The organism is Mesorhizobium sp. WSM4976 (assembly GCF_029625685.1).
GTDB lineage: Bacteria > Pseudomonadota > Alphaproteobacteria > Rhizobiales > Rhizobiaceae > Mesorhizobium.
Genome location: NZ_JARTVT010000029.1, coordinates 15,522 through 38,980, shown reverse-complemented (window position 1 = coordinate 38,980; position 23,459 = coordinate 15,522). Strand labels below are relative to the sequence as shown.

22 protein-coding genes and 1 pseudogene are annotated in these 23,459 nt (G+C 61.0%); 7 read left to right on the top strand and 16 right to left on the bottom strand.

The annotated features are described in order from the left end of the window. Positions 1-10: 10 nt before the first annotated feature. Positions 11-475, top strand: a complete 465-nt coding sequence (locus P9272_RS28910) for a host attachment protein (protein WP_278163173.1) — start codon at positions 11-13, stop codon at positions 473-475. Between the two features lie 167 nt (positions 476-642). Here P9272_RS28910 and P9272_RS28905 read toward each other — a convergent pair whose 3' ends face one another. Together P9272_RS28905 and P9272_RS28900 are read right to left on the bottom strand one after the other, a co-directional pair. Beyond that, positions 643-1,068: a universal stress protein gene (locus P9272_RS28905; RefSeq protein WP_278163172.1), complete on the bottom strand. Its 426-nt coding sequence runs from the start codon at positions 1,066-1,068 to the stop codon at positions 643-645. A gap of 25 nt (positions 1,069-1,093) precedes the next feature. Further along, positions 1,094-1,228, bottom strand: coding sequence for a hypothetical protein (locus P9272_RS28900; protein ID WP_278163171.1), 135 nt, complete (start codon positions 1,226-1,228; stop codon positions 1,094-1,096). Between the two features lie 150 nt (positions 1,229-1,378). On the opposite strand from P9272_RS28900, the gene P9272_RS28895 reads away from it, so the two are divergent. Continuing rightward, entirely contained in the window at positions 1,379-1,984 is a 606-nt protein-coding gene (locus P9272_RS28895; protein ID WP_278163170.1) for a hypothetical protein, read from the top strand. 527 nt (positions 1,985-2,511) lie between these two features. After that, positions 2,512-3,600, top strand: coding sequence for a lysylphosphatidylglycerol synthase transmembrane domain-containing protein (locus P9272_RS28890; RefSeq protein WP_278163169.1), 1,089 nt, complete (start codon positions 2,512-2,514; stop codon positions 3,598-3,600). An 81-nt stretch (positions 3,601-3,681) separates the two neighbouring features. Here P9272_RS28890 and P9272_RS28885 read toward each other — a convergent pair whose 3' ends face one another. Together P9272_RS28885 and ppsA are read right to left on the bottom strand one after the other, a co-directional pair. Beyond that, positions 3,682-4,362, bottom strand: a complete 681-nt coding sequence (locus P9272_RS28885; protein WP_128255927.1) for a CBS domain-containing protein — start codon at positions 4,360-4,362, stop codon at positions 3,682-3,684. A gap of 5 nt (positions 4,363-4,367) precedes the next feature. Then, positions 4,368-6,764 carry a phosphoenolpyruvate synthase gene (ppsA, locus tag P9272_RS28880; RefSeq protein WP_278163168.1) on the bottom strand — a complete coding sequence of 799 codons (2,397 nt, stop codon included), beginning with the start codon at positions 6,762-6,764 and terminating at the stop codon, positions 4,368-4,370. Positions 6,765-7,058: 294 nt separating this feature from the next. Between ppsA and P9272_RS28875 the strand changes: the two genes are divergently transcribed. After that, positions 7,059-7,487, top strand: a complete 429-nt coding sequence (locus tag P9272_RS28875) for a CBS domain-containing protein (RefSeq protein WP_128255928.1) — start codon at positions 7,059-7,061, stop codon at positions 7,485-7,487. 82 nt (positions 7,488-7,569) lie between these two features. On the opposite strand, the gene P9272_RS28870 is transcribed toward P9272_RS28875, so the two are convergent. From P9272_RS28870 to P9272_RS28845, 6 genes are all read right to left on the bottom strand, one after another. Further along, entirely contained in the window at positions 7,570-8,694 is a 1,125-nt protein-coding gene (locus P9272_RS28870; protein WP_278163167.1) for an ABC transporter permease, read from the bottom strand. Between the two features lie 4 nt (positions 8,695-8,698). Then, the gene (rbbA, locus tag P9272_RS28865) at positions 8,699-11,428 is read right to left on the bottom strand and encodes a ribosome-associated ATPase/putative transporter RbbA (protein ID WP_278163208.1); all 2,730 of its coding nucleotides are present in this window, start codon (positions 11,426-11,428) and stop codon (positions 8,699-8,701) included. Continuing rightward, on the bottom strand, positions 11,415-12,653 hold the full coding sequence (locus P9272_RS28860) for an HlyD family efflux transporter periplasmic adaptor subunit (RefSeq protein ID WP_278163166.1): 1,239 nt from the start codon (positions 12,651-12,653) through the stop codon (positions 11,415-11,417). Before P9272_RS28860 ends, rbbA begins: the two co-directional genes overlap by 14 nt. A gap of 170 nt (positions 12,654-12,823) precedes the next feature. Continuing rightward, positions 12,824-13,651, bottom strand: a complete 828-nt coding sequence (locus P9272_RS28855; RefSeq protein ID WP_128255931.1) for a universal stress protein — start codon at positions 13,649-13,651, stop codon at positions 12,824-12,826. A 72-nt stretch (positions 13,652-13,723) separates the two neighbouring features. Then, on the bottom strand, positions 13,724-14,146 hold the full coding sequence (locus P9272_RS28850; protein ID WP_278163165.1) for a DUF3775 domain-containing protein: 423 nt from the start codon (positions 14,144-14,146) through the stop codon (positions 13,724-13,726). Beyond that, a complete protein-coding gene (locus P9272_RS28845; protein ID WP_278163164.1) occupies positions 14,124-15,038 on the bottom strand; it encodes a DNA-binding protein in 915 nt (304 codons plus the stop codon). Before P9272_RS28845 ends, P9272_RS28850 begins: the two co-directional genes overlap by 23 nt. Positions 15,039-15,180: 142 nt before the next feature. Between P9272_RS28845 and P9272_RS28840 the strand changes: the two genes are divergently transcribed. Then, a complete protein-coding gene (locus tag P9272_RS28840; RefSeq protein WP_128255933.1) occupies positions 15,181-16,221 on the top strand; it encodes a hypothetical protein in 1,041 nt (346 codons plus the stop codon). Here the strand turns inward: P9272_RS28840 and P9272_RS28835 are convergent. The 6 genes from P9272_RS28835 to P9272_RS28810 all read right to left on the bottom strand — a co-directional run bounded on the left by P9272_RS28835 (position 16,166) and on the right by P9272_RS28810 (position 21,245). Further along, complete coding sequence (locus tag P9272_RS28835; protein ID WP_278163163.1) at positions 16,166-17,143, bottom strand: ribose-phosphate pyrophosphokinase; 978 nt, start codon at positions 17,141-17,143, stop codon at positions 16,166-16,168. The genes P9272_RS28840 and P9272_RS28835 overlap by 56 nt on opposite strands. A gap of 144 nt (positions 17,144-17,287) precedes the next feature. Continuing rightward, complete coding sequence (locus tag P9272_RS28830; RefSeq protein WP_128255935.1) at positions 17,288-17,491, bottom strand: hypothetical protein; 204 nt, start codon at positions 17,489-17,491, stop codon at positions 17,288-17,290. A gap of 274 nt (positions 17,492-17,765) precedes the next feature. Continuing rightward, positions 17,766-17,921: a hypothetical protein gene (locus P9272_RS28825; protein ID WP_278163162.1), complete on the bottom strand. Its 156-nt coding sequence runs from the start codon at positions 17,919-17,921 to the stop codon at positions 17,766-17,768. A gap of 103 nt (positions 17,922-18,024) precedes the next feature. Beyond that, positions 18,025-19,311 carry an ATP-binding protein gene (locus P9272_RS28820; RefSeq protein WP_278163207.1) on the bottom strand — a complete coding sequence of 429 codons (1,287 nt, stop codon included), beginning with the start codon at positions 19,309-19,311 and terminating at the stop codon, positions 18,025-18,027. Positions 19,312-19,361: 50 nt separating this feature from the next. Continuing rightward, positions 19,362-20,102, bottom strand: coding sequence for a response regulator (locus P9272_RS28815; RefSeq protein ID WP_128255936.1), 741 nt, complete (start codon positions 20,100-20,102; stop codon positions 19,362-19,364). A gap of 102 nt (positions 20,103-20,204) precedes the next feature. Beyond that, positions 20,205-21,245 (bottom strand): alpha/beta hydrolase, encoded by a 1,041-nt coding sequence (locus P9272_RS28810; protein WP_278163161.1) that lies wholly within the window; start codon positions 21,243-21,245, stop codon positions 20,205-20,207. Between the two features lie 461 nt (positions 21,246-21,706). Here P9272_RS28810 and P9272_RS28805 point away from each other — a divergent pair. After that, positions 21,707-22,090, top strand: a pseudogene (locus tag P9272_RS28805) (cytochrome c biogenesis protein DipZ); the annotation flags it as partial. A 75-nt stretch (positions 22,091-22,165) separates the two neighbouring features. Then, positions 22,166-22,915, top strand: coding sequence for an alpha/beta hydrolase (locus P9272_RS28800; RefSeq protein ID WP_278163206.1), 750 nt, complete (start codon positions 22,166-22,168; stop codon positions 22,913-22,915). Positions 22,916-23,459: the final 544 nt, after the last annotated feature.

The window sequence follows — 23,459 nt, the reverse complement described above, 5'->3', positions numbered from 1 at the left end:
GAGTTGAACGATGAAACCAACGATTACCTGGGTACTGATCGCTGATGGCGCTCGCGGTCGCATCGTGCGCGATCTGGAGGTAGCTGGCGACGCTGCAGATCGGTTGCATGATCTGATTTTCGATGCCCATCAGAAGCAATTGCGCGAGATCATGGCTGACCGACCGGGGCGCAGCTTCGCCTCCGAAGGGTCGCGCCGTTCCGCCATGGAATATCATTCAAATCCCGTTCGTGAGCAGGAGTCGGCCTTTGCCGACATGTTGATCGAACAACTGGAGCACCGCCATGCCGCCCATGAGTTCGACAGATTGGCGATCGTGGCAGAGCCGCGAATGCTAGGGGTGCTCCGTCAGAAGCTCTCTCCGAAGCTCAGCGTTGCGGTCATCAAGGAAGTTTCAAAGGATTGGACAAAGCTGTCCCCCGCAGGGTTGCGCAGGGCGATCGTCGATCTCGGCGTCGCTGGTCCCGCAGCATAGCGCGGCACCGCGAAGGGTCGGATCTTCGTTATCGGAGCATCGCTCAGCATCGACGCCTTGGCTGGTGTCCAAATTGTCCAGCGCGTTCTCGGCCCCTGTCGCTGAGCATGCCCAAGTTGCTGCTCGTCACCGCTCCTTGATCGGCAGCACAGACAGCGAGGGCGGCATCATGGCACGACAACGACAGTGCAAGGCGCCAAGCTCACCAATTTTTGCGAGACGCTCCCCATAAGCAATCCGGTCAGTCTGCCGCGGCCGCGCCGACCAACCACGATCGCATCCACCTTCTCCCGCTGTGCGAATTCAATGATCACCTCGGCGGGATCACCCCAGCCTGATTGGGTGTGAATGACCGAAACGCCCGCCTTTGCGGCGACAGTCCTTGCCTGCCGCAGCAGCCAATCCGAAAATCCTTCGATCGCGTCGGCGACGTTTCCTTCCGCTCGTGCGAACTGCTTCACGTCTTCGGATAGGGATTCGCCAACCGTGAGAATGGACAGCCTGCTCCCCATGGCTCGCGACAGATTCGCGGCCACGCTCGTTGCCCGGCCCGCGCTCTTCGAACCATCCGTCGCAAGCAGAATATGCTGCATCGATCGTCCTCCGACCTGCGCCCGATCAGCATTGCCGCTGGTCGGCATCCATTCCTTTGGCCGCATTTTCCGGGAAATTGCCGATCCGGCATTGATAAGCATCAAGTCGCAGATGGCCGGTGATCTTCATTGCCGAAGCGCAACCGACCGGCTGAGGCATGACATGAGTCCAGGGCTAACGCGTGCCTTGGCCTCCGTCACGCACACTGAGCACCGCAGGTTTGATTTCTGCCTTTCTTGACGCGCATCAATCAAGATGGCGACGAGTGCGGATATCCTTTTCAGCCTATTTTACGAAAGGGAAGGCGTGATGAGGTCCCTGTTCGCCCGCGCGGCACTTATCGCTGGCTTGGCCGGGATGAATATGCCGGTAGCTGTCGCTGGGACCATCGTGCCTGACGCCATCGGCTACACCTACAATCTTGACGAGACCGATGACGCAAAGATCTGCGAAATCATACTCGACATGCAAAATCCCGCGACGCCGGAATTGGTCGAGTTCACCGCATTCGCCGGCTACGACAAGTCGAACGAGTCCGTCGCAATCGGCTTCATAACGATGGCCGCGCACCAACCACTGTCGGGAGAGCTACAGCTCTTGGATCTCTCGGCTGCAACATTCACATCCCCCACTTTCCGGTCCGTGAACGATATGGACTACGAAGTCCACAAGGACGGTGGGATCATGGCAGCGACACTCGACCGGGTCGCAGCCAGCAACTTCCTGCAAGCGTTCATCGGCGGCGACTTCGAGCTGACATTGGCGACCGCGGGGCCGCAAAGCACCAACTTTTTCTACAAAATCTACACGGCTCCACCAGCCGAGGTACAGAATGGCTTTGCAAGATGTCTGGAGGATCTGCTGCGGCCATCCTTGTCGCTCCTGCATGGAGCGGAGGATCTCACCGCCCTGTGACACACCACCGAACGGCAGACTGCAGCATTGGCGAATGCTCCACGCATTCGGCAAGCCGCCGCTGATCATGGGGCCGCTCCGGAAAGCAGAGCCGAGGGGGTGTAGGACCGCGTGAAAATGCGACGCTCGGTGCGTCCGTTTCCCGTGTTCCAAATCCGTATCGCGGTTTTGATCTTGGACAAAGAAACCCTGGGCAACTTATGGTAAATGATTGATTAAGCTGCTTTTTTGTAAATTGGGAAGGGCGTAGCCATGTCAAGTGTAAGTCTTGTCCCCATGGGCGGGAAATTGGTTGCCTCGCTCGTTTTGCTCGTGACGGTTGCCGGGTGTTCGCAGACCACGGGCTCTATTGGAACCTCCAGCAACTCGCACACAGGCGTACCTCAATGTCATCGCTCGGTTCCACTGGGCGAATTCGACCCAAACTGCGACGAGCCGCGAGTTGGGTTCAAGAACTTCTCGCCGCCTCCGATCGTCACCGGCTTTCAGATGCAAACCTATGCCTCGCCCTCTAGGGCTGGGCGCCCTTGAGCGGGGAAACTTCCCTCCAGCATCGACAGGACGCAGCCCAGCCTCCCAAAGGAGAAGGACAGGTCATCCATCCCGAATCCATGCCTGGCCTTCCCGACGTCGAGCTTCCGGGCATCGGCATTGCGGTCGGCTGGCTGTCCGGCCTGCTTCTCTTGGGTGTGATTGTTAGCTTTACACTTCACTTCGGCGACCTTCAGGTTTTCCTTTCCACCCTGAAATCCGCCGATCCCCTCTGGCTTGCCGCAGCGGTTGCATTTCAGATGTCCACCTATGCCTGCGCCGCTGCCGTCTGGTTCAGGATTCTTTCCCGTGCCGGAATCCGGCAGTCGTTTGCTGGCCTGTTCAAGCTCGCGGTCGTTCAGCTTTTTGCAAATCAGGCGCTCCCCTCCAGCGGCTTGAGCGGCACTATGATCGTCGCGAAAGGGCTGGCGCGGCGGGGAGTGGCCCCGTCGCTGGTCATGACAGCGCTCCTGGTCGACGGGTTCTCGTACTATGCGAGTTACCTGATGGTCGGCCTTTTGGCCTTCGTGGTCTTGTGGCACAGCGGCGACTTGGGCACGGCCTGGCTCCCGCTTGCGATCGCTTTTGTCATCGTTCTACTGGCGCTGGTCCTCGCCACCTTCCTCTTGATCCGGCGACAAGGGCGAATTATCCCGAAGGCCGCGCTTCGCTGGGCGCCGGCGGCAAGTATGGCTGCGATCCTCGCCAGCGCGCACACAGACATGCTGCGCGACGGGAAACTCATCCTTGAAGCGTTCCTTCTGCAGATTGGCGTCTTTCTACTGGACGCGGCGACATTATGGATCGCCGCCCGCTCGATCGGGCTCGCCGTTGATCCGATCAGCGCATTCCTGAGCTTCGTCCTGGCTTCAGGGGTGGCAACGCTCTCGCCAATCCCCCTCGGCCTGGGCACCTTCGAGGGAACCTGCACAGGCCTGCTCCACGTTATGGGAAATGGCATCGAAGGCAGTCTTGCCGCCACCTTGATCCTGCGCGGTTTCACACTCTGGCTGCCGATGGTGCCAGGCCTTTGGCTGATGCGAAGCGAGCTGGTCGAGACGACCCAGCATGGTAACGGGCAGTGATACTGCTACTTAGTCCAAGGGGGCAGCCATGCGGCGGTAACACCAAAACCGCAGTCGCCTCACGCTTGCCCCGGCCACATGTCAGGATTCGGCGACAACGCGAATATTGTCCCAAACCCGAACTGTACCGGGTGCGTTCTCGGCAACCACCCGCACGGCATCTTTTACATGGTGGGCCCTGGCCGTTCCGTTCAGCGTGACGACACCATCGCGAACGGCAATGTCGACCGTGGCACCCGGTGCCCACAGCTGTCGCGCAATCTCGTCCACAATCTTCTTGCGAATTGTGAGGTCGTCCAGGACTGGTTGGGAGGGCTCGCCTGTCAGCCGAGCCAAGGTCGATAACAGATTGGCGCGGCTGACCATACCGATCACCTGCCCGTCGCGAACGACGGGCACCCGTTTGATCCCCCTGGTTTCCATGATCTCAACGATCTCGCTGACGGGGGTATCCGGACCAACGCTCACTAGGTCGCGGCTCATCACGTCTTCCACTTTGCGTCCATGCTCGCGCGCATAGTGATGCGCCAGCTTGTCCGCATCGAGCCAAAGACCGAGCCAACGCGAGCGATGGTCCGCTGTACCGAGTTCCTTGCGGTGCAGCAGGTCATGTTCGGTCATCATTCCGACGAGCTTTCCGTTCGCAGTGACGACCGGCAGTCCGCTGATCCCGCGCTCAACCATCAGGCGCGCCGCATGGGCGACGGTGCTGTCTGGGCGCACTGTTATCGCGCCGATCGTCATGATGTCGCTGGCTTTCATTGTGCCTACTCCGGTTTGTGTACTGCTTCGGCTGCAGCGATCTGGCGTTTTACGGCGATGAAACTGTCGGGACTCACGGAGATCGAATCGATGCCGCACTCGACGAGGAAGGCGGCAAACTCGGGATGGTCGCTAGGTGCCTGACCGCAGAGACCGATCTTGGCGCCCGCCTTTCGTGCCGCGGCGATGACGTTGGAGATCATCCACTTCACCGCCTTGTCCTGCTCGTCGAACAACGCAGCAAGGTCAGCCGAATCCCGGTCGACGCCGAGAGTAAGTTGCGTAAGGTCGTTCGAGCCGATCGAGAATCCGTCGAAGCGTGTTGCGAACTCGGCCGCAAGGATCACATTCGACGGAACCTCGCACATGACGAAGACCTCGAGCCCGTCCTCTCCGCGACGCAAACCGTTCTCGGCCATCACTTCCAGCACACGGTCGGCCTCGTGCGTCGATCGGCAGAACGGGATCATCACCACGACGTTGCGGAAACCCATGTCGTTGCGTAGGCGACGGACAGCACGACATTCGAGCGCGAACCCGTCCCGATAGCGCGGCGAGTAATAGCGGGCGGCGCCCCTGAAGCCGATCATCGGGTTTTCTTCTTTCGGCTCGAACTGTGCGCCACCGATCAGCCCGGCATATTCGTTCGTCTTGAAATCGCTCATGCGAATTATGACCGGTTTGGGGTAGAGCGCGGCGGCAATTCGCGCCAAGCCGCGCGCCAGGCGGTCGACGAAATACTCGGCCTTGTCCGGGTAACCGACCGTCAACTCGGCAATTTCGCGCCTTGCGGCCTCGTCCTCGAGCTCGTCGTAGTGCAGGAGCGCCATCGGATGAACACGGATGTGGTTGCTCACCACGAACTCCATGCGGGCGAGGCCGACTCCGTCGGCAGGCAGGCGCCACCAATGCATGGCCGCCGCGGGATTCCCGAGATTCAACATCAGCTTTGTGTGGGTCAGCGGGAGATTGCCCACCTCGATGGTTTCGGCTTCGAACGTCGCCGTCCCTTCATAGACAAAGCCCTGATCACCCTCCGCGCAGGATACCGTCACTTCCTGCTCGCCGTGGAGCAATGCAGTGGCGTTACCGGCGCCGACGATCGCCGGCAGCCCCAATTCACGGCTGACAATTGCCGCATGCGACGTGCGCCCACCATGATCGGTGACGATCGCGGCCGCCCTCTTCATCACCGGCACCCAATCCGGGTCCGTTGTGCGGGTGACGAGTATCGCACCGTCAACGAAGTCGCCGATATCGCGGGGGTCCTCAATCAGGCAAACACGGCCCGCTACGACCGCGTCGCCAACGGCAAGTCCGCTCAGAATCCTCCGCCCTGCCTTGACGATCCTGTAGGATTTGAACGCCGCCGCCTGACGGCGCGACTGGACCGTCTCCGGCCTGGCCTGGACTATGAAGATCTCGCCCGTCTGCCCGTCCTTGGCCCATTCCATGTCCATCGGGCAGGCATAGTGGGCTTCAATCGCGGCAGCCCATCTGGCGAGCGTCAGGATTTCCTCATCCGTCAGCACGAAGCTCATGCGCTCCGCCTTTGAGGTCGGAACATTGCGCGTCGGCTTTTCGCCGGCGGCGTAGATCAGCTTTTGCTCCTTGCTGCCGCGTTTCTTGCCAATGATCGGCACCACGGCAGGATCCGCCAGCAGAGGCTTGAAGACCTGATACTCATCGGGGTCGACGATGCCCTGCACGACGTTCTCGCCAAGCCCCCAGCTGGCGTCGATCAACACCACGTCCTTGAAGCCTGTCTCCGTGTCGATCGAGAACATCACTCCCGATCCGCCGATGTCAGATCGGACCATATGCTGAACGCCGATCGAGAGGGCGACGCTCATATGGCCGAAGCCCTGCGCCTTGCGATAGCTGATCGCTCGGTCGGTGAAGAGCGAGGCGTAGCAGCGGCGGCAGGCAGCGAGCAATGCCCTCTCGCCGCGAATGTTCAGGAAGGTTTCCTGCTGACCGGCAAAACTGGCGCCCGGCAGATCTTCGGCTGTCGCGCTGGAACGGACGGCGACGTCGACTTCCGGCTTGCCGGCGCGTTCGCAAAGCCGCCGATAGGCAGCAGCAATTTCATCCGCTATTTGCTCGGGCCAGTCACCGTGCAAGAACAGCTCTCGAATGCCCCTGCCCGCCTCATCAAGGGAAATCTTGCCCCCGTCCAGATCGGCAAGAAGGCGCTGCATTCGCTCCTCGAGGCCATTGGCCTGGACGAACGTCCAATAGACCTCGGCCGTAGTCGCAAAGCCGGGGGGAACGCGAATGCCCTCCGAACTCAATGCCCGGACCAACTCGCCCAATGACGCATTCTTGCCGCCAACATGGGCAACATCATCTCGTCCGATGTCTTCGAACCAGACGATCCCTGGATTGGGTTGCGTAGCCATCACGTCACCTCCGAAACCGAAGTTCACTGTGCCGGTTCTCGGTTTTGGCGACTTTGATCTCCGTCAAGATGAGCCGCCAGACACAGGAACCTTCAGTCGGCGTCGGGCTCGACAGGGCAACAAAAGGGGGACGCTGCCAGGCCTGCGTGAAAGGAAACTGAACCGGTCTCGGTGCTGCCATGAGCCAATTTGATCATCGTCAATGCATCGACGCGCGGTTCGTGCAGGAAAATCTTCACAGAAAATTACTTGGCCGCGTCGCTATCGACGCCGGCAGCTATCACGGAGGTTTTGATGACCACCGTTCAGCAAATCCTCGACGCCAAGGGTCACGACGTCTATTCCGTCCGCCCTGAAGATACGGTGCTTCACGCGTTACAGCTCATGGAAGCAAAAAACGTGGGCGCGGTGCTGATCAAGGACGGAGACCGCCTCGTGGGCATCTTCACCGAGCGGCACTACGCTAGGAACGTCTTCTTAAGGGGTAGATCGTCGCCGAAGACACTGGTTCGCGAGGTCATGGAAAAGCACGTCGTCTTCGTGGAACCGTACCAGACAGCTGAATACTGTATGGCGCTGATGACTGAGAAACGAATCCGGCACTTGCCCGTCATACGCGAAGGGCGCCTGGAGGGAGTGATTTCCATCGGTGACCTGATGAAGAGCATGATCGCCGATCGGGAATTCAACATCGATCAGCTTGTTCGCTACGTGAGCGGCTGAAGTGGATCGAAAGCGGTGCGGACTACCGCCCGTATAGCGACCGGCTTAAACGCGATGAGGACTGAGCGCGGCTGCGCCGACTTCACATCATAGCGGCGCTGATCCTGCGGAAACGCATGATGGAGAGGGCGAAGAATACGCCGCCGACGATCCCGACGACAGCAAACTGCGGCCAGACCACGTCAATGCCAGCGCCTCGATAAAGAATGGCCTGCGCAAAGCTTACGAAATGGGTCGAGGGTGACAACTGCATCACCGCTCGTAAGAATGCCGGCATGCTGTCGAGCGGCGTGTTGCCGCCGGACAGGATGTTCATTGGCAGGGCGACAAGGACGAACAGGAGCCCAAGCTGCGGCATCGAGCGAGCCACCGTGCCCAGGAAGATGCCGATGGCGGTTGCGAAGAACAAATAGATCGTGACGCCCGCCATGAAGAGCGGAATGGAGCCGACGATCCGAAGTCCGAGCAGCGTCTCTATCACCAGCCAGAGCGATAGGCCGACCGCGACGGTGATCACCAGGCCGTTCGCCCACACCTTGGCAGCCGCGATCTCAAAAGGCGTGAGCGGCATGATCAGCAGATGATCCATCGTGCCGTGCTCCCGTTCGCGGATGATTGCCGCGCCTGCAAGTATGATGGCCAGCATGTTGACGTTGCCGATGATGGCCATGACCGCGTTGAAGAGTTGCGTGGTGAGATTGGGATTGAAGGCGACGCGGACAGCGAGTTTCGCAGGCTCCGCCTGTGAAGGCTCGGCATCCGTGGCAGAGCGAGCGATTTCGCGAGCAATGATCTGCTGCAGATAGCCGGCGCCGATGCCGGCTTGCATCATGGCGGTGGCGTCGACATTGACCTGGATAGCCGGTCGTCGGCCTGCCATGATGTCGCGTTCATAATGCGGTGGAATATCAAGGACAAACGTGCTGCGGGCGGTGTCCATCTGCTCGTCAACCTGACCGGCGACGATCTCGGTCGGGGCGCTGAAATAGGGCGGCAGCAATGCCGCGGCGATTGCGCGCGAGAGCGCCGAATGGTCCTCATCGACGATCGCGACGGAGGAGTTGTGGGCCTCCTGCGCCGGACTCTCCGCCTGCGCATAGACCGCCAGCGTGAAGGAGTAGACGACGAAGCCGAAGAGCACGAAATCGCGAGAGAAGCTGCGCAGTTCCTTGGTGCCGAGCCAGAAGATGTTCGCCAGATGCTCCATGGCGTCATAGCTCCTGGCGGCGCAGGAACGCCAGGCTGATCAAGATGAGGATCGGGATGAAGACCGCGAGCGCCAACAGGCTTCCGGCAAGCTCCTGGAAGCCGAGCGCCTTGGTGAAGGTGCCGACCGAGATGCGCAGGAAATACATGGCCGGGAAAGTATGCGCCATGAACGCCGGAAAACCCACCAGCGAGGAGACGGGCGCCAACATGCCGGAAAACTGCACGGCGGGCAGCGAGGTCATGATCCCCGCAACGAAGAGCGCGGCAATCTGGGTTCGCGTGAATGCCGATATCACCAAGCCATAGCCGGTCATCGCCGTCAGGTAAAGCAGCGCGCCGAGAAGAAGCACCCAGAAGCTTCCTTTGAGCGTCACTTCGAATAGCAAGACAGCCATTACGAAGAGGACAAGGAAGGCGATCAGGCAAAGGATGACGTAGGGCAGTTGCTTGCCCAGTAGAAACTCGAGCCGCGTGACGGGAGTGACATAGAGATTGACGATCGAACCCAGTTCCTTCTCCCTGACGACGCCAACAGCCATCAGCATTGCTGGCATGAATGCGAGCAGCATGGCGATCGTCCCGGGCACCATGGCGAAGATGCTCTTGAAGTCCTGATTGTAGACGAATCGAGTCTCAATAACCGGCGACGCTGAGCGATCGCCCGCCTTGGCCGAGAGACCGGCGACGTATTGCTGATGCAGGCCGGTGAGGTATCCGCGGACCGTTTCGGCACGGAAAGGCATGGCGCCGTCGACCCAGGCGCCAATCTCGGGTGCCGCCCCGCGTCGGATGTCCCGGCCGAAGCCCGGCGGCACCTCGATGGCCAGCGCGAAGGCGGCGCTGCGCAGCGCCCGATCAAGGTCGTCATAGCCGGCCAGTGTTTCCCGTTCTGCAAAATAGGGCGATCCGCGGAACTCCTGCAGATAGGCTCGACTTTCCGGCGTGTTGTCGCGGTCCAGTGCGGCGAAAGTCACCTGATTTACGTCGGTATTGATGCCTAGTCCGAAGACGACCATGAGAAATGCCGTACCGAGAAGTGCGAAGCCGAGCCGCACCGGATCGCGCCAAAGCTCCAGCGCCTCACGCCAGGAATAGGCGAAAAGCCGTCCTGGGCTGAAGCCGGCCCTGGGTACCACGCGCGCGTACGGAGAGGTCGCGGCGCGCTCCGGCTCAGGTGGGCTGCTGACCGGGCTCGAGCTTTCGCCCCCTGCTGACTGCAGATAGGCAATGAAGGCATCTTCTAGATCGGCTGCCCTCTTGGCTTCGCACAATTCGGTCGGCGTGCCGGCGGCAACCACCCTGCCGCCATGCATGAGCGCAACGCGATCGCAACGCGCAGCCTCGTTCATGAAATGGGTCGAAACGAAGATGGTAACCCCTCGCCGCCGTGAAAGCTCGACGAGAAGCTCCCAGAAGCTGTCGCGAGCAAGCGGATCAACTCCCGAAGTGGGCTCGTCGAGGATAAGGAGCTCCGGCTCGTGCACCACTGCAACAGCGAGCGAGAGCCGCTGACGAATGCCGAGGGGCAGCTGCGATGCCCGCTGGTCCACATAGGGGCCGAACCCGAACCGCTCGATGAGCGCGGCGATGCGCGCTCTCCCCTTGTCGGCGGCGATATGGAAGAGACGGGCATGCAGATCGAGATTCTGCCTGACGGTGAGTTCGGTGTAGAGCGAGAACGACTGGGACATGTAGCCGACACGCCTGCGCAGGCGCATGTTGGTGGCATCGATCGGCTGCCCCAACAGCCAGGCCTTGCCCTCTGAGGCCGGCAGCAGCCCGGTCAACATCTTCATCGTGGTGGTCTTGCCGCAGCCGTTCGAGCCGAGGAAGCCGAAGATCTCGCCGCGTTCGATAGCAAAGCTCACACCATCAACCGCTACGAATTCGCCGAAGCGCCGAGTGAGCCCATCAGCTATGATGACTGCCTCGTGTTCACCAGCCGGCCGCGGCGGAATGGAGAGCGCGCGACGCCCGGCGCGAACCGCCTCGGGCAAAAGCGCAATGAAGCTTTCCTCCAAGCTCCCCATCCCTGTCAGCCGCTTCAGTCCAGCCGGCGGGGCCGAAGCGAGGATCCGTCCGGCGTTCATCGCGATGAGCTCGTCGAAGCGTTCCGCCTCCTCCATGTAGGCAGTGGCTACGACCACACTCATGCCGGCCCGCCTCGCCCGCATGCGTTCGATCAGTTCCCAGAATTGCCGGCGCGACAAAGGGTCGACGCCTGTGGTCGGTTCGTCAAGAATGAGTAGGTCGGGGTCGTGAACGAGCGCGCAACAGAGGCCGAGCTTTTGCCGCATGCCGCCTGAGAGTTTCTTGGCCGGGCGGTCGGGAAAGGGCGCCAGGCCGGTCGCCTCGAGCAGGGCGTCAATGCGCCGGGCGCGCTCGCCAGCCGGCTCGCCGAAGAGGCGTCCGAAGAAATCGATATTCTCTCGGACGCTGAGATCGGGATAAAGGTTCTTGCCGAGCCCCTGCGGCAGAAAGGCGATGCGCGGACACACGGCGGAACGATGGCGTTGGTCGGCCATATCACGGCCGAAAACCTCCACGCGGCCGGTCTGAATGCGTTTGGCCCCAGCGATCAGGCTGAGCAAGGTCGATTTGCCAACCCCGTCGGGGCCGATCAATCCAACGAGTGCGCCGGTTGGGACCCTGAGCGTTACGCCGTGGAGCGCGAGCGTGCGACCGTAGGAGTGAGAGAGCCCATCGACGGCGATGACTTCAGCGGGATGCATCATCCGTATGCCCTAACGCGAGAAAGGGCGGCCACTCGGCACCGCCGTCGAGGCGCACATAAGCGAGCCCGGGAAGGCCCGAACTCATCTCCGCCGCGTGACCGCGCAGATAGTCGGGGTCAACGCGCGCACGGACCCGGAACACCAGCTTGTCGCGTTCCGCCTTGGTCTCCACTGTCTTCGGCGTGAACTGCGCCTCTCCGGAGACAAAGACGACCTTAGCCGGGATTGGCGATTGAGGCGCGGCGTCAAGCACGATGCGCGCGGCGCTGCCTACCGTCGTGCGACCCGCTTCTGCCGTGGGCAGGAAAATGTCCATATAGACATAGCCGGTGTCGATCATGGTCAATACCTTGCCGCCGGCGCCGATCACCTCGCCGATATTGGCGAGACGATATTGAACGCGGCCGTCGCGCGGGGCGACGAGCGAATTGTCGGCGATGTCGATCCGATAGAGATCGACATCGTGATTGGCGGCCGCAAGCGTCTGTTCGGCTTGCCCGACGCGCGCATTGGCTGCGGCGAGCGCGGCATTGGCAGCGCTCATCTGCTGCTGGCGCTGGTCGAGAATCTCGGCTGTCGCATAGCCTTTGTCGACGAGGACAATCGAGCGGGTGAGTTGCTGCTCGGCGAGCTTGGCCTGGGCCCTCTGTTGCTCGACGCCTGCGCGCGCCTCGTCGAGCATCCGATTGGCCCCCAGCACCTGTGCCTCGGCTTTGCGGAGCGACATCTCAAGGTCTTGAGTGTCCATCCGCGCGACCACCTGGCCGGCGTGAACGACATCTCCCTCATCAACGAGGAGCGCAGCGATACGACCGCTAAACTTGGCCGCGATGTCGATCTCGTCTGCCTCGACCCTGCCGTTGCCCGAGGCGATACCAGCGGGCAGCCCAGGAGCGGCATGCAGCCACCAATATCCGCCTATCGCTGCACCAGTGACCGCGACCAGCGCCAGTGCAAGCCAGAGCCGGCGCCCTCGATATACGGCGGCGGGAACGGTCTCCGGAAGGCTGGGTTCAGGCTGGCTCGGCACGAGCATTCGGCTCGTCGAACGGTCATTCGGAGGGAGCAACTCAGTACCGTCATCGATGACGTCAATGTTGGGCATTCGTCGATTCCTACTATCCAAGAAGACGACGGGCGCCAGCGCCTTGCTATTAATCTCATCCGGATGTGGCGGGCGAACGTTGATCTGCGTCAAGGCAATGGCGCCGATCCGCGTCAACCAAGCTATATCTGACGATGCTCTGCGATCGAAACTCGGCCGGCTGCAAGCGGAGCCGTTGCGGTTCTTGATCTCAGATCGGCCTTCTTCGGGCTCGTTTGATATTGTCAGGCACTGCTTCGGCTAAGGATTGTCTATCGCCGGCAGGCACAGGAGCAAGTTGTAGCTGATCAGTTCGACAGGAGCCTGTGCAATGAGCCGGCATGGAGCAGCGATCGCGTCGCGCCGCCGAACGCCCATTCGCGAAACCTGCTATGGCCGTAGCCGCCGGCGACGACGAGATCCGCTCCGATTTGTTCGGCCGTGGCGATGATGGTGTCACCAACGGAGGAATCTCCGCGTTCCAGCACCTGGGATTGGGCATTCACACCGTGCTTTATCAAGAAACGGACGATGTCCGCCGCCCCTTCCCGAGCAGCGACTGTCCCTTCCTCGGTAGCACTGAAAACGGTCACCTCCTTGGCCTCGCACAAGAAGGGCATGGCATCGACCACCGCCCGCCGGGACTCGCGGCAGTCCTTCCAGGCAACGACGATCCGCTCGCCGCCAAAGGGTCGGAGATCGTCGGCCGCGAACAGCACCGGCCTGCCTGCCGAAAGTACCAGCGCGCCCGGATCCACAGTCCTTTGGAAGTTGCCGGCGGCAGCCGCCGCGGGCGCGCCGGTGATCACCAGATCGGCCGCTCTAGCGTGCAGGGCAACAGCACGCGTCGGATCGTCAAGCTCGGCGCGCCATGATGCGCGCTCGTTGTTGCCGACGACGGCAAGGAATTCTTCCTTGAGCTGCTTGATACGATCCTCGATATCGAGGGCCCGCTGACGCAAGACCTCTGCCGCAGCCAGCGAGGCTTCGCTCGGCGACACCAGCATGGAAGCTTCGGCTGCCGTCACAGCGATGAGATCTGCCTCGAATTTCCTGGCGATCTCCTGCGCGAAAATCAGCCTCGGCGTCGCCGGTGCATCGATGTCGAGCTGAACCAGTATTGTCGTGTAGATCATGCCTGGACTCCATGACAGGCCGGTAGATCAGCACCGTCGAGAACTTCGCGCTTTGATGCACATCAAGTTCGGTCAGTCGGAGCAAGACAGGCCGAGAGCATCAAGTCCGGCCTCCAGGTGATCGCCAAGAAGCGGATTGCCGCAGAGGTAGTCAGCCGTGTGTTCGTTGTGAGCATAGGCGGCCTGCTGGCGGACCTCTTCCCAATCGACTGCCTGACCGTCATCCCTGCCGAGCCACATCAAAGCCACGAGGTCGATCTGCTCATCGAGGGAAAGTTCCGAGATCAGTGAGCCAAGCTCTTCGCGCACGGGGTCGTCAGCATGGTCCTGCAGCACCGCAATCTCGTTGTCGTCCGTCGGATTGGATCCCGCGTCCGGCTCCATCACGGCAACCTTGACGTCGAATGCACGGGCCTTGGCGATTATGAAGCAGACTTTCCGGAGGGGAATTGCCAGCTCGGGCGCCTCGCTGTCATTTCCAATTCCGCGTTTCATTCGATATCTCCTCTTCGTCTTCCGGTTCTCTTCCGCGGACCACGCGTTGCCCGAGCAATGGCCTGCGTGTGGCGGTGACCACGGTGCAGCGACCATCGGGCTGGCCTTCCTTGTGATAGTAGATGACGACCCAGTCAGCCGTTTTGTTGAGTTGGTGGGCGAGCTGGGTGTTCGAGAACAGGGCCGTGAAATGCCAGTCGCCGTGGCGGGCATGCAGGATGGGAAGCCAAGCATCGCCGGTGGGATTGAAACGCTTCGGCGCTATCTTGCGCAGCTGTCCCGCGGCCGCGCGCTCGCGATACATCCGGTCCACCTGCAAAAGCATGGCGACAGGCGGGCGAGCCACCGTGGTCTCGGTAACGAAAAACGGCCGCCCGAGGCGTTCCGCGATGGCTGCGGCGATCATCCGCCGGCGTCGCGGCCCGATACCCCTCACAGCAACCTTGCCGAACCGAACAGCGTGTTCTAGCTCTTCCAGGCTCTCCAACTGGCCATCCTTGGCAAGGAGATCGGCCAACTTCGCGCCGATGCCTGGGATCGTCCGGAACAGAACCTCCGGCGCAAGGTCTCCCCGCAGCCTGTCCATTTGCGACCAGCGCCCGGTGGTGACCATCTCGGCAATCGCGCTGGCGATACCCGTTCCGACGGCGGGCAGCGCAGTCAGTCCTTCACGGCCATGCTGCGAGAGAATCTCCTCAACCGGCCGGTCGAGAGCCGTGATCACATCGGCGGCGCGCCGAAAGGCTCTGGCTCGAAAGCCATCCTCACCTTGCTGGGTCAGGAGATCGGCGTAGTCACGCAGCCTGCCTGCGATCAACAAGTTGACGGCCGGCGGATCTTGTGAAGCGATAGTCGGCGCGGGAACAGTCTGAACGCCGGTCTGAATGGTCATCCTGAAGCACCTCGTCGGATCGGTCCGACAGGGCACAATACGCGAAGGAGCGCCGGCTTCGTTGACACGCATCAAGGCGCGGCACGCCGTTTGGTCGATCTGTTTCGATGTATTGCGTAAGCGATTGCAAGAGTGATTGTCGATGATCGATCTGGCGACAAAGGTACGCTTCCTGAGCGATGCGAGGTCGTATACTCACGCCGCATCCTTTGTTGAGGCCCGGGAAACGCATATGTCCTGGGTCTTCCTGACTGAGGACCGCGTCTACAAGCTGAAGAAGCCGGTCCGATATCCCTTCCTCGACTTCAGCACGCTCGGCCGGCGCAGGTTCTTCTGTGAGGAGGAACTGCGACTGAACAAGCGGCTTGCGGCCGATACTTATTGCTCCGTTGTTCCACTACGATGCACCCGTGAGGGGAGGCTCAATCTTGGCGGACAAGGGCGGACCGTAGATTGGCTGGTCGAGATGAAACGGCTGCCTCGGGCCGACTTGCTGGACGTCAGGCTTCGCGAAGGCGTTGTGACCGAAGGAGACATTCACAATATGGCCGAACTGATAGCTGGCTTCTACTCCGCCGCTCCGCCAGAGATCGACGACGGCAATCTGTATCTGGAAAGCGTCATCAAAGAGCAGACTGTGAATCGAGCCATCCTGGGTCAGCCGACGCTCGGCGTCTCGGATGCCGCCCTGCCCGTACTTGACGTCGCCGACACGCGCCTCAGGCAGCTAATCCCGAGCATCAAGGCTCGCATCGATGCGGGTCGCATTGTCGAAGGACATGGCGACCTACGGCCTGAGCACGTGTACATCGGCACGCCCATCCAGGTCATAGACTGTCTCGAATTCGATCGGTCCCTGCGCATCATCGATCCCTACGACGAGATCAATTATCTGGGCCTGGAATGCACGATGCTGGGCGCAGGTTGGGTCCGCCCTCTCCTGGTCGATTTGCTCGAGCTTCGCCTCGGCGGACGTCCCGACGATGAAGTCATGGCTTTCTATGGTGCGTTCCGGATGCTGGTGCGTGCACGGCTTTGCCTGGCGCATCTGCTCGACCCGATCGTGCGTGAGCCCTGCCGGTGGCCGCCTCTGGCGCGCTCCTACATCGCCGCCGCGAAGGAAGAACTCAGCTCTCCATCCCGGCCAGTTCGGAAATTGAGCCATTCGCATGCAGGCGCTTGATCGCCTGGGCAATCAGCGGCGCGGTTGACAGGACCTGCAGCTTTGCTTCGTGGCCGGCTCCAGCCTTCGATGCCGACGCCACGCTGTCGGTAACGACAATGCGCCCAATGGCCGGGTCCATGAACAGGGCTTCCGAACCCTTGCCCAACAGACCGTGGGTGGCGATGGCGTGGACTTGCTTGGCGCCGCGTTCCCGGCAGGCGCGCGCGGCCCTCAGCATCGTACCGCCAGTGCTGATCATATCGTCGACAAGAAAGACGGTCTTCCCGCTCACATCGCCGGCAAACAGGTCGCCCGAGACGACCCCTCGGCTCCGGCGCTTCTCCATGAAACCGAACCCGACTTCATTGCCCATTGCCGTCTCGAACCTTTCCTTCACCAACTGCGCGCGCTTCACGCCGCCGCCGTCGGGAGAAAACACCACAATAGGCCCGGCGCCGGCGAGCTCGCGTAGCGCTGGCACAAAGAGGGCGCCCGTATCGAGTTGAAGCGTTCGACAACGGAAGGCATTTTGAAACGCCGAGAAATTGTGAACGTCGAGGGTAATGAGGCACTCGGTACCAACCGCCTCGAACAGCTGCGCCACGTAGCGCGTGCTTACGGGGTCACGCGCTTTGGTCTGCCGCTCCTTGCGCGCATAGGCAAGATAGGGCGCGATCGCCGTGACGCGCGCAGCGCCGTTTTCCCGACAGGTCGCGATGAAGAAGAGAAGCCTGAGGAGCTTATCGTTAGGGGACGCCCCAGGCTCGCCTGCGAGGCTATGGAGTATATAGACGTCTTCACCGCGCACACTCACAAGGGGTCGAGCCTTGTGCTCGCCATCCTCGAATTCGCGTTCTTCATGCGAGCCGAGGTCAACGCCCAAGGCTTGCGCGACACCTCCGCCCAGTTGATCAGTCCCTTTCAAGGCGAAAAAGCGCATAGTTATCTCACCAATGCGGTTGCCATGGGACGTCGTCCTCCGCGACACGCCGCCCTCCACTTCCCAGGAGCCGATCTGCCTGATTTAAAACGAGACCGATGCGAGGAAGTCTCGGACAACTATTCGCCCGACTCCCGCCGCACATCATAGCGGACATGGAATCGGTTGTTTGAAACCCTTGTAGCCTTTCTTCGGACAATCGCAGTCGGGATCGAACTTCGAAGGGGTTTCATGGCGCTTACAGCCAGGTTCGGTCTTGTAGGCATGACCCGGAACGGAGACATAGCGACTCTCATTGACGCAGCCGGCAAGCACCAAGCCTAGCGAAGCGACGATAAGCACTTTCATCTGCTTTTACTCCTGACGGATTGACAATAGACGGAGATACTATGGCATTCCGCCAAGGCAATGGATTTGTCCAAGATCAAATCGACAGAAACAGCGCCGCAACACGGCTGCGCCCAATACGTGGCGATGGCAGCGAATATATGCGGTTCGGCAGACATGCCATCATCTTGGTTGGAAAATTTTGAACTCGGTCAAATATCGCTGAACCAGCCGATGGCAGAAATTCTTGTCAATAGTTCGATCTTCCTTAGTCTTCGAGAAGAGATGGCCATGGTCATTGGAAACGTATGCGCAGCATACCGCTGGGCATCGCAGAGCGAGATACCCTGGCCAGCGCGGCGATAGACGCATCGTCGCTGCGCGCGAAACCTTCGCGCCTGCCAGTGGTATGTGTCTTGCTGGTGTAGACGACATTGTCTAGCTTCTTCATGTTACTGTCCCGATGTTGCAATATCGACCGCGCCCGTGGCGGATAATTCGCAATGTCCTTCATCAATATATCGCGGATGTTTCCGGGAACGGGACGAAATGTATCAAAGCGTAGCCATCGCTCCACGACCTGCCATGGCGGGCTCATGGATGCTGACCTCCGCCGCCAGCCCGCCACCGGCCCGGTTATAGAGCCTGACCGATCCGCCGATCGCCCCCGCCAGTTGCTGGGCTATCGCCAAGCCGAGCCCGCTGCCTCCGGTTTCGCGGTTACGCGATTGCTCAAGCCTGAAGAAGGGCTGCATCGCGACCTCCAGCATCGCTTCGGGAATGCCCGGGCCGCGATCGGCCACTGTGATGGCAATGCTGTTGGATTTCTGCTCCACGCTGATCTCGGCCGCCCCGGCGAATTTGATCGCGTTGTCTATGAAGTTGGTCAGGATCCGGCGCAGCGCATGCGGCTTCGTGGTGGCCGTGCCGTGCACGGTTCCAACGACGGAGACGGCACTACCTGTGTCCTGATAGTCATAGGCAATGCTGTCGATGAAGGAGGCAAGATCTATCCGCGACAAGCTCTCGCCGTTGCTGTGCGAACTGCGGGCATAGGCTATGCCATCCTGCACCAGGCGCCCGATCTCTTGCAGGTCACTGACGAGCTTTTCCTTCTCCGGAGAGTCCTCGGCCATATCGGCGCGCAGCCGCATACGCGTAATCGGAGTCTGGAGGTCGTGCGAAATGGCGGCAAGGATCTGGACGCGCTCTTCGAGGTAGTGGTCGATCCGGTCGCGCATGGCGTTGAATGCACGAGCCGCGTGGGTGACCTCGCGTGGGCCGCTTTCGCTCATCAGAATGCGCTTGCTGGTAGGATCCAACCCATCAGCCGCGGCAGTGAGTTCAGCGAGCGGGCGCACGGCCTGGCGCATGGCTAACCAGGAACACAGCAACATAAGCGCCATCTGCACCATGAAGACGTAGGGAAGCCAATGGGCGACCGGCATGATGCCGGTCGGAGTGACATCGATGGTGAGCGGCGAGCCGTCCGAAAGGGTCAGGTGGCCCTGGAGCCTGTTGCCGCCCGAGGGGATGGATTCGATGCGCAGCGGGTATTTGTGACCGGCCGCATCCTCGATCCGCTTGGCGATTTCCGCGCCGCGCTTCGATGTATCGGGTATGCCGTTCTGGCCCGGGCCAAGCACGAGCCGGTAGTTGCCGCGGCTCAGACGGTCGAGCCAGATCGACCGCTCCGTGGCAGGCAGACGATCCAGGACGGCTATCGAGGTCGCCAAGTCGCTTTCCAGTGTGCCGAGCATGATGGCTCTGGCAGACATGTAGCGTTCGGCATAAAGCAGGCCGAAGGAAAGACCATATGCAAGCGCGAGGCCCGTGAACATGATCACAAACAGGCGCGCGCGCAACGTGCCCGGCCACCATGCCCGCCAGGTCACGTGCGCGGCTCCGTGATCTCGACCGGCACCGAGAAAACATAACCTTCCGCCCGCACGGTCTTGATGTAGACAGGCTCTCGGGCATCATCCCCCAGCCGCTGTCTTACCCTGCTGACGAGAAGGTCGATCGACCGGTCGAAAAGCTCGGCATCGCGGCCTTGAGTAAGATTGAGCAATTGGTCCCGGCTCAGGACGCGTTGCGGGTGATCGACAAAGACGCGCAGCAGCCGGTACTCGGCACCGCTAAGCGCGATCGCCACGCCTTCCTTGTTCAATAGCTGGCGACCGACGGTATCGAGCCGCCAATCGCCGAACGACACGATCTGCCCTGCTTCGCTGATCTGGAGATTGGGCGGGAGCATCCTGGTGCGACGCAGGACCGCCTTGATGCGGGCCAGGAGTTCGCGCGCGGCGAAAGGCTTTGACAGATAATCGTCGGCGCCGATTTCCAGTCCAAGGATCCGGTCTACCTCGTCGTTGCGCGCCGTCAGCATCATCACAGGCGTGGCTTTGTGCTTGCCCGAGCGCAATTCGCGACAAAGCACGATGCCATCATCGCCCGGCATCATGACGTCGAGCACGATCAGATCGACCGTGTTTGCGTCCAGAAAGCTGCGCATTTGGCGGCCATCGGCGCAAACGGTGGTGCGAAGCCCGTTTTTCGCCAGATAGCTCGACACCAGCTCCCGGATTTCGCGGTCGTCATCGACGATCAGGATGTGATCGACATGGTCCATTCTCGCTTCCAGACCTCCGTGGCATGCGGCCATGCGGATCATCATTAGCCCCAGCATGGTCTGCCGCGAAGCCGGTATCTTCGCGGCAGACGGTCATGTCGCCTAGAATTTCGCGACATCCATCACTGCCTGGGCGAAAGCCTGCGGGGCCTCTTGCGGCAGATTATGGCCGATGCCGCCGCTGATGTTGCGATGCTCGTATTTTCCCGAGAACTTGTCGGCATAGGCCGACGGATGGGGATGCGGCGCGCCGTTGGCGTCGCCTTCCATGGTGATCGTCGGGATCGTGATCGCCGGCGCCATGGCGAGCTTCTTTTCGAATGCTTTGTATTTTGCCTCGCCTTCGGCAAGGCCCAGCCGCCAGCGATAATTGTGGATGGTGATGGCGACATGATCTGCGTTATCGAGCGAGGCCGCCGAACGGTTGAAGGTGGCGTCATCGAACTTCCAGGTCGGAGAAGCCGTCTCCCAGATCAGCCTGGCGAAATCATGCGTGTGGGCCGCGTATCCGAGCCGGCCACGCTCCGTGGCGAAGTAGAACTGGTACCACCAGTCAAGCTCGGCCTTGGGGGGCAGCGGCTTCTTGTTGACCTCTGGATTCCCGATCAGATAGCCGCTGACGGAAACCATCGCCTTGCAGCGCTCCGGCCAGAGTACAGCCATGATGTTGGCGGTGCGCGCGCCCCAGTCATAGCCCGCCACAATCGCCTTTTCGATCTTGAGGGCATCCATCAGGTTGATCATATCGGCGGCGAGCGCCGACTGCTGTCCATTGCGCGGGGTCTTGGCCGACAGGAAGCGGGTGGTTCCGTAGCCGCGCAGATGTGGAACGATCACGCGGAAGCCGGCCGTCGCCAGGATCGGGGCGACGTCGACGAAACTGTTGATGTCGTAAGGCCAGCCGTGCAGCAGGAGGACGGCGGTTCCATTGGCGGGCCCGATCTCGGCATAACCGATCTCGAGCACGCCTGCCTTGACCTGCTTGATCGCATCGAAAGACTCTGACGCGCCGCTCTTCGCCGTCGTTATCGCGGAGCCCGACTCTGCATTGGCCAGGGTCGCGAGGCCAAGCTCGGCGGTCGCGACAGCAAGCGCGGCGACGCCGAGGAAGCGTCGGCGGGTATGATCGATTTCGTTGGACATGGGTTGTCTCCGGGTTGCGTGAAGGACGGCAAAAAAGCCGGCGCGATGTATCCCCGGTGTGTCCGACGGCGGCCGCAATTGAATGCGGATGTAGCCTGGGGCGTGCAAGATACAGTCTGTTACAAAGCCAGGTCGCTCGCCCTGGCGACGATCAGATTTGTGTCGCGATGTAGCGCCAGGGCCAGTCTGTACACTTCAATACAGTTTGCAGCGCATTTGGACATATCCCGGATACGTCATCGAGATCTTTTCGGCTGCGTGGCTGGCGCCTCTGCACCTTGCCAGGACTCCACCAAAGGAAACGACGATCCCGCTTATCGCTATACCCTATCTGGGAGGAGTGCTGACTGTCGTCAGTCCCTGCATGCTTCCCATCCTGCCCTTCGTGTTTGTCCGTGCCTGGCACAGCTTCGTGCGCAGCACGTTGGCGATGCTATATCGGCTAGAAGCAGGCAACGGCCTTTGCTTCGAACGAGACCGTGCTGCCCGATATCGCGCAAAAATATTCCCTAGTGGAGCCTCGCTTAAACCGCTGGAGTCTTTCTGGAAACTGGATCGTGGGCGGGGAGCAGGCCACGCTCGATCAGGCGAACGGCGCCATCGCCCACCGCTTCAGCGCTCGTTGACCTGCATCTCGTGCCTGGACCGGACTAGACGACAAGCCAATCCGCTTCGAGATGACCGTGGACGGCAAGGCGCCGGGAGAAAATCACGGCGTCGACATTGATGCGTATGGCAACGGCACCGTCGCCGCGGCCAGGCTTTACCAGTTCGTCAGGCAGGCTGGCGACGTCAGGGCCAGAACCTTCGAGATCCGCTTACCGGATCCCGGCGTCCAAGCCTTCGCCGTCACCTTCGACTTACACAGTCTTTTTGCAAAAGTCTTTTACCGCAACCAGCTCAAGCAAAGGAGCTCTATCATGCATCGTGCCTTCATTTTCGCAGTCGCATTGACCACAAGCGCCATCGCATTTGCCGCGCAGGCGGCCGAGATCAAGAACATGGTGATCGTCCACGGCGCGTTGGCGGACGGATCCGGATGGCGCAAGGTCGCCGAGATCCTCCAGCAGCGGGGCTTCAACGTGACGGTCGTCCAGGAGCCTATCACCTCACTCAAGGATGATGTCGCGGCCACCAATCGCGTGCTCGATCTGCAGGACGGGCCGTCGCTCCTGATTGGTCACAGCTATGGCGGCATGGTGATCACCGAGGCCGGTAATCATGCCAACGTTGCCGGACTGGTTTATGTCGCGGCGTTCGAGCCCGACAAGGGTGAGAGCCTGGTCAGCCTGGCATCCTCAAAGCCGGCGGCCGGCACGCACATTCGCGAAACCAAGGACGGCAACTACCTCTATCTTGACCCGGCCAATTTCGCGGCCGACTTCGCAGCCGATCTACCGAAAGAGGATGCGGCCTTCCTGTCGAGATCACAGGTCTTTGCTTCCAAGGAAGCGTTCACGAGCAAGGTCACCGAACCGGCGTGGCAGACCAAGAAGAGCTGGGCAATCGTTGCGACGCAAGATCGCTCGATCAACCCCGACCTTGAGCGCGACATGGCAAAGCGCGCCGGCAGCGAGACGATCGAGATCGAGGCGAGCCACGCGGTGTTTGCTTCTCAGCCGGACAAGGTTGCCGACGTGATTGCCAAGGCGGCTCAGTCCGCTCAGTAGGCGGTCGCAAGGCACAAGAAGTTAGCCAGGCGGCGGTGGGTCTGCCGCCGTCTGGCGAAGACCTTCACATGCTGGCGCGAACTCCGGCTAAGGCCGTGCTGCTAACAGCGCAATGACGGCTTGCTGCGTGTCGCAACCCACCGTTCCTTGACCGTGAGTGAGCTGCGCCCAATTGAGATGAAGTGGAGCGTCGGATCGTCGAACCAGAGTCCCACGTGCTTTTGCCGGACGCAGTCCGGCAAAAGCCCATCCAAGTTTCGAGGCGGCGAGCCGGGCGACAGGAGGATGAAGAACAGGCTGAGATCATGCGTTGCGAAGACCGGGTCTGCAACGCACTGAGCCGCTTGCATTTGCTTTCATACTGCCGGCGATCCCAGCTGCCGGTCGCCTTCGCTTCGATCGTGACGATGGTTTGGTCGAACACGATCAGGAAATCGAAATCCTGCCGGGATCCCTGGATGGGGTATTCGGGTTCAGCATCTGCACTCGAGATGGTCGGGTGGACCGAAATGTCCGTGGATGCCGCGCGATTGTTCGGAGCACG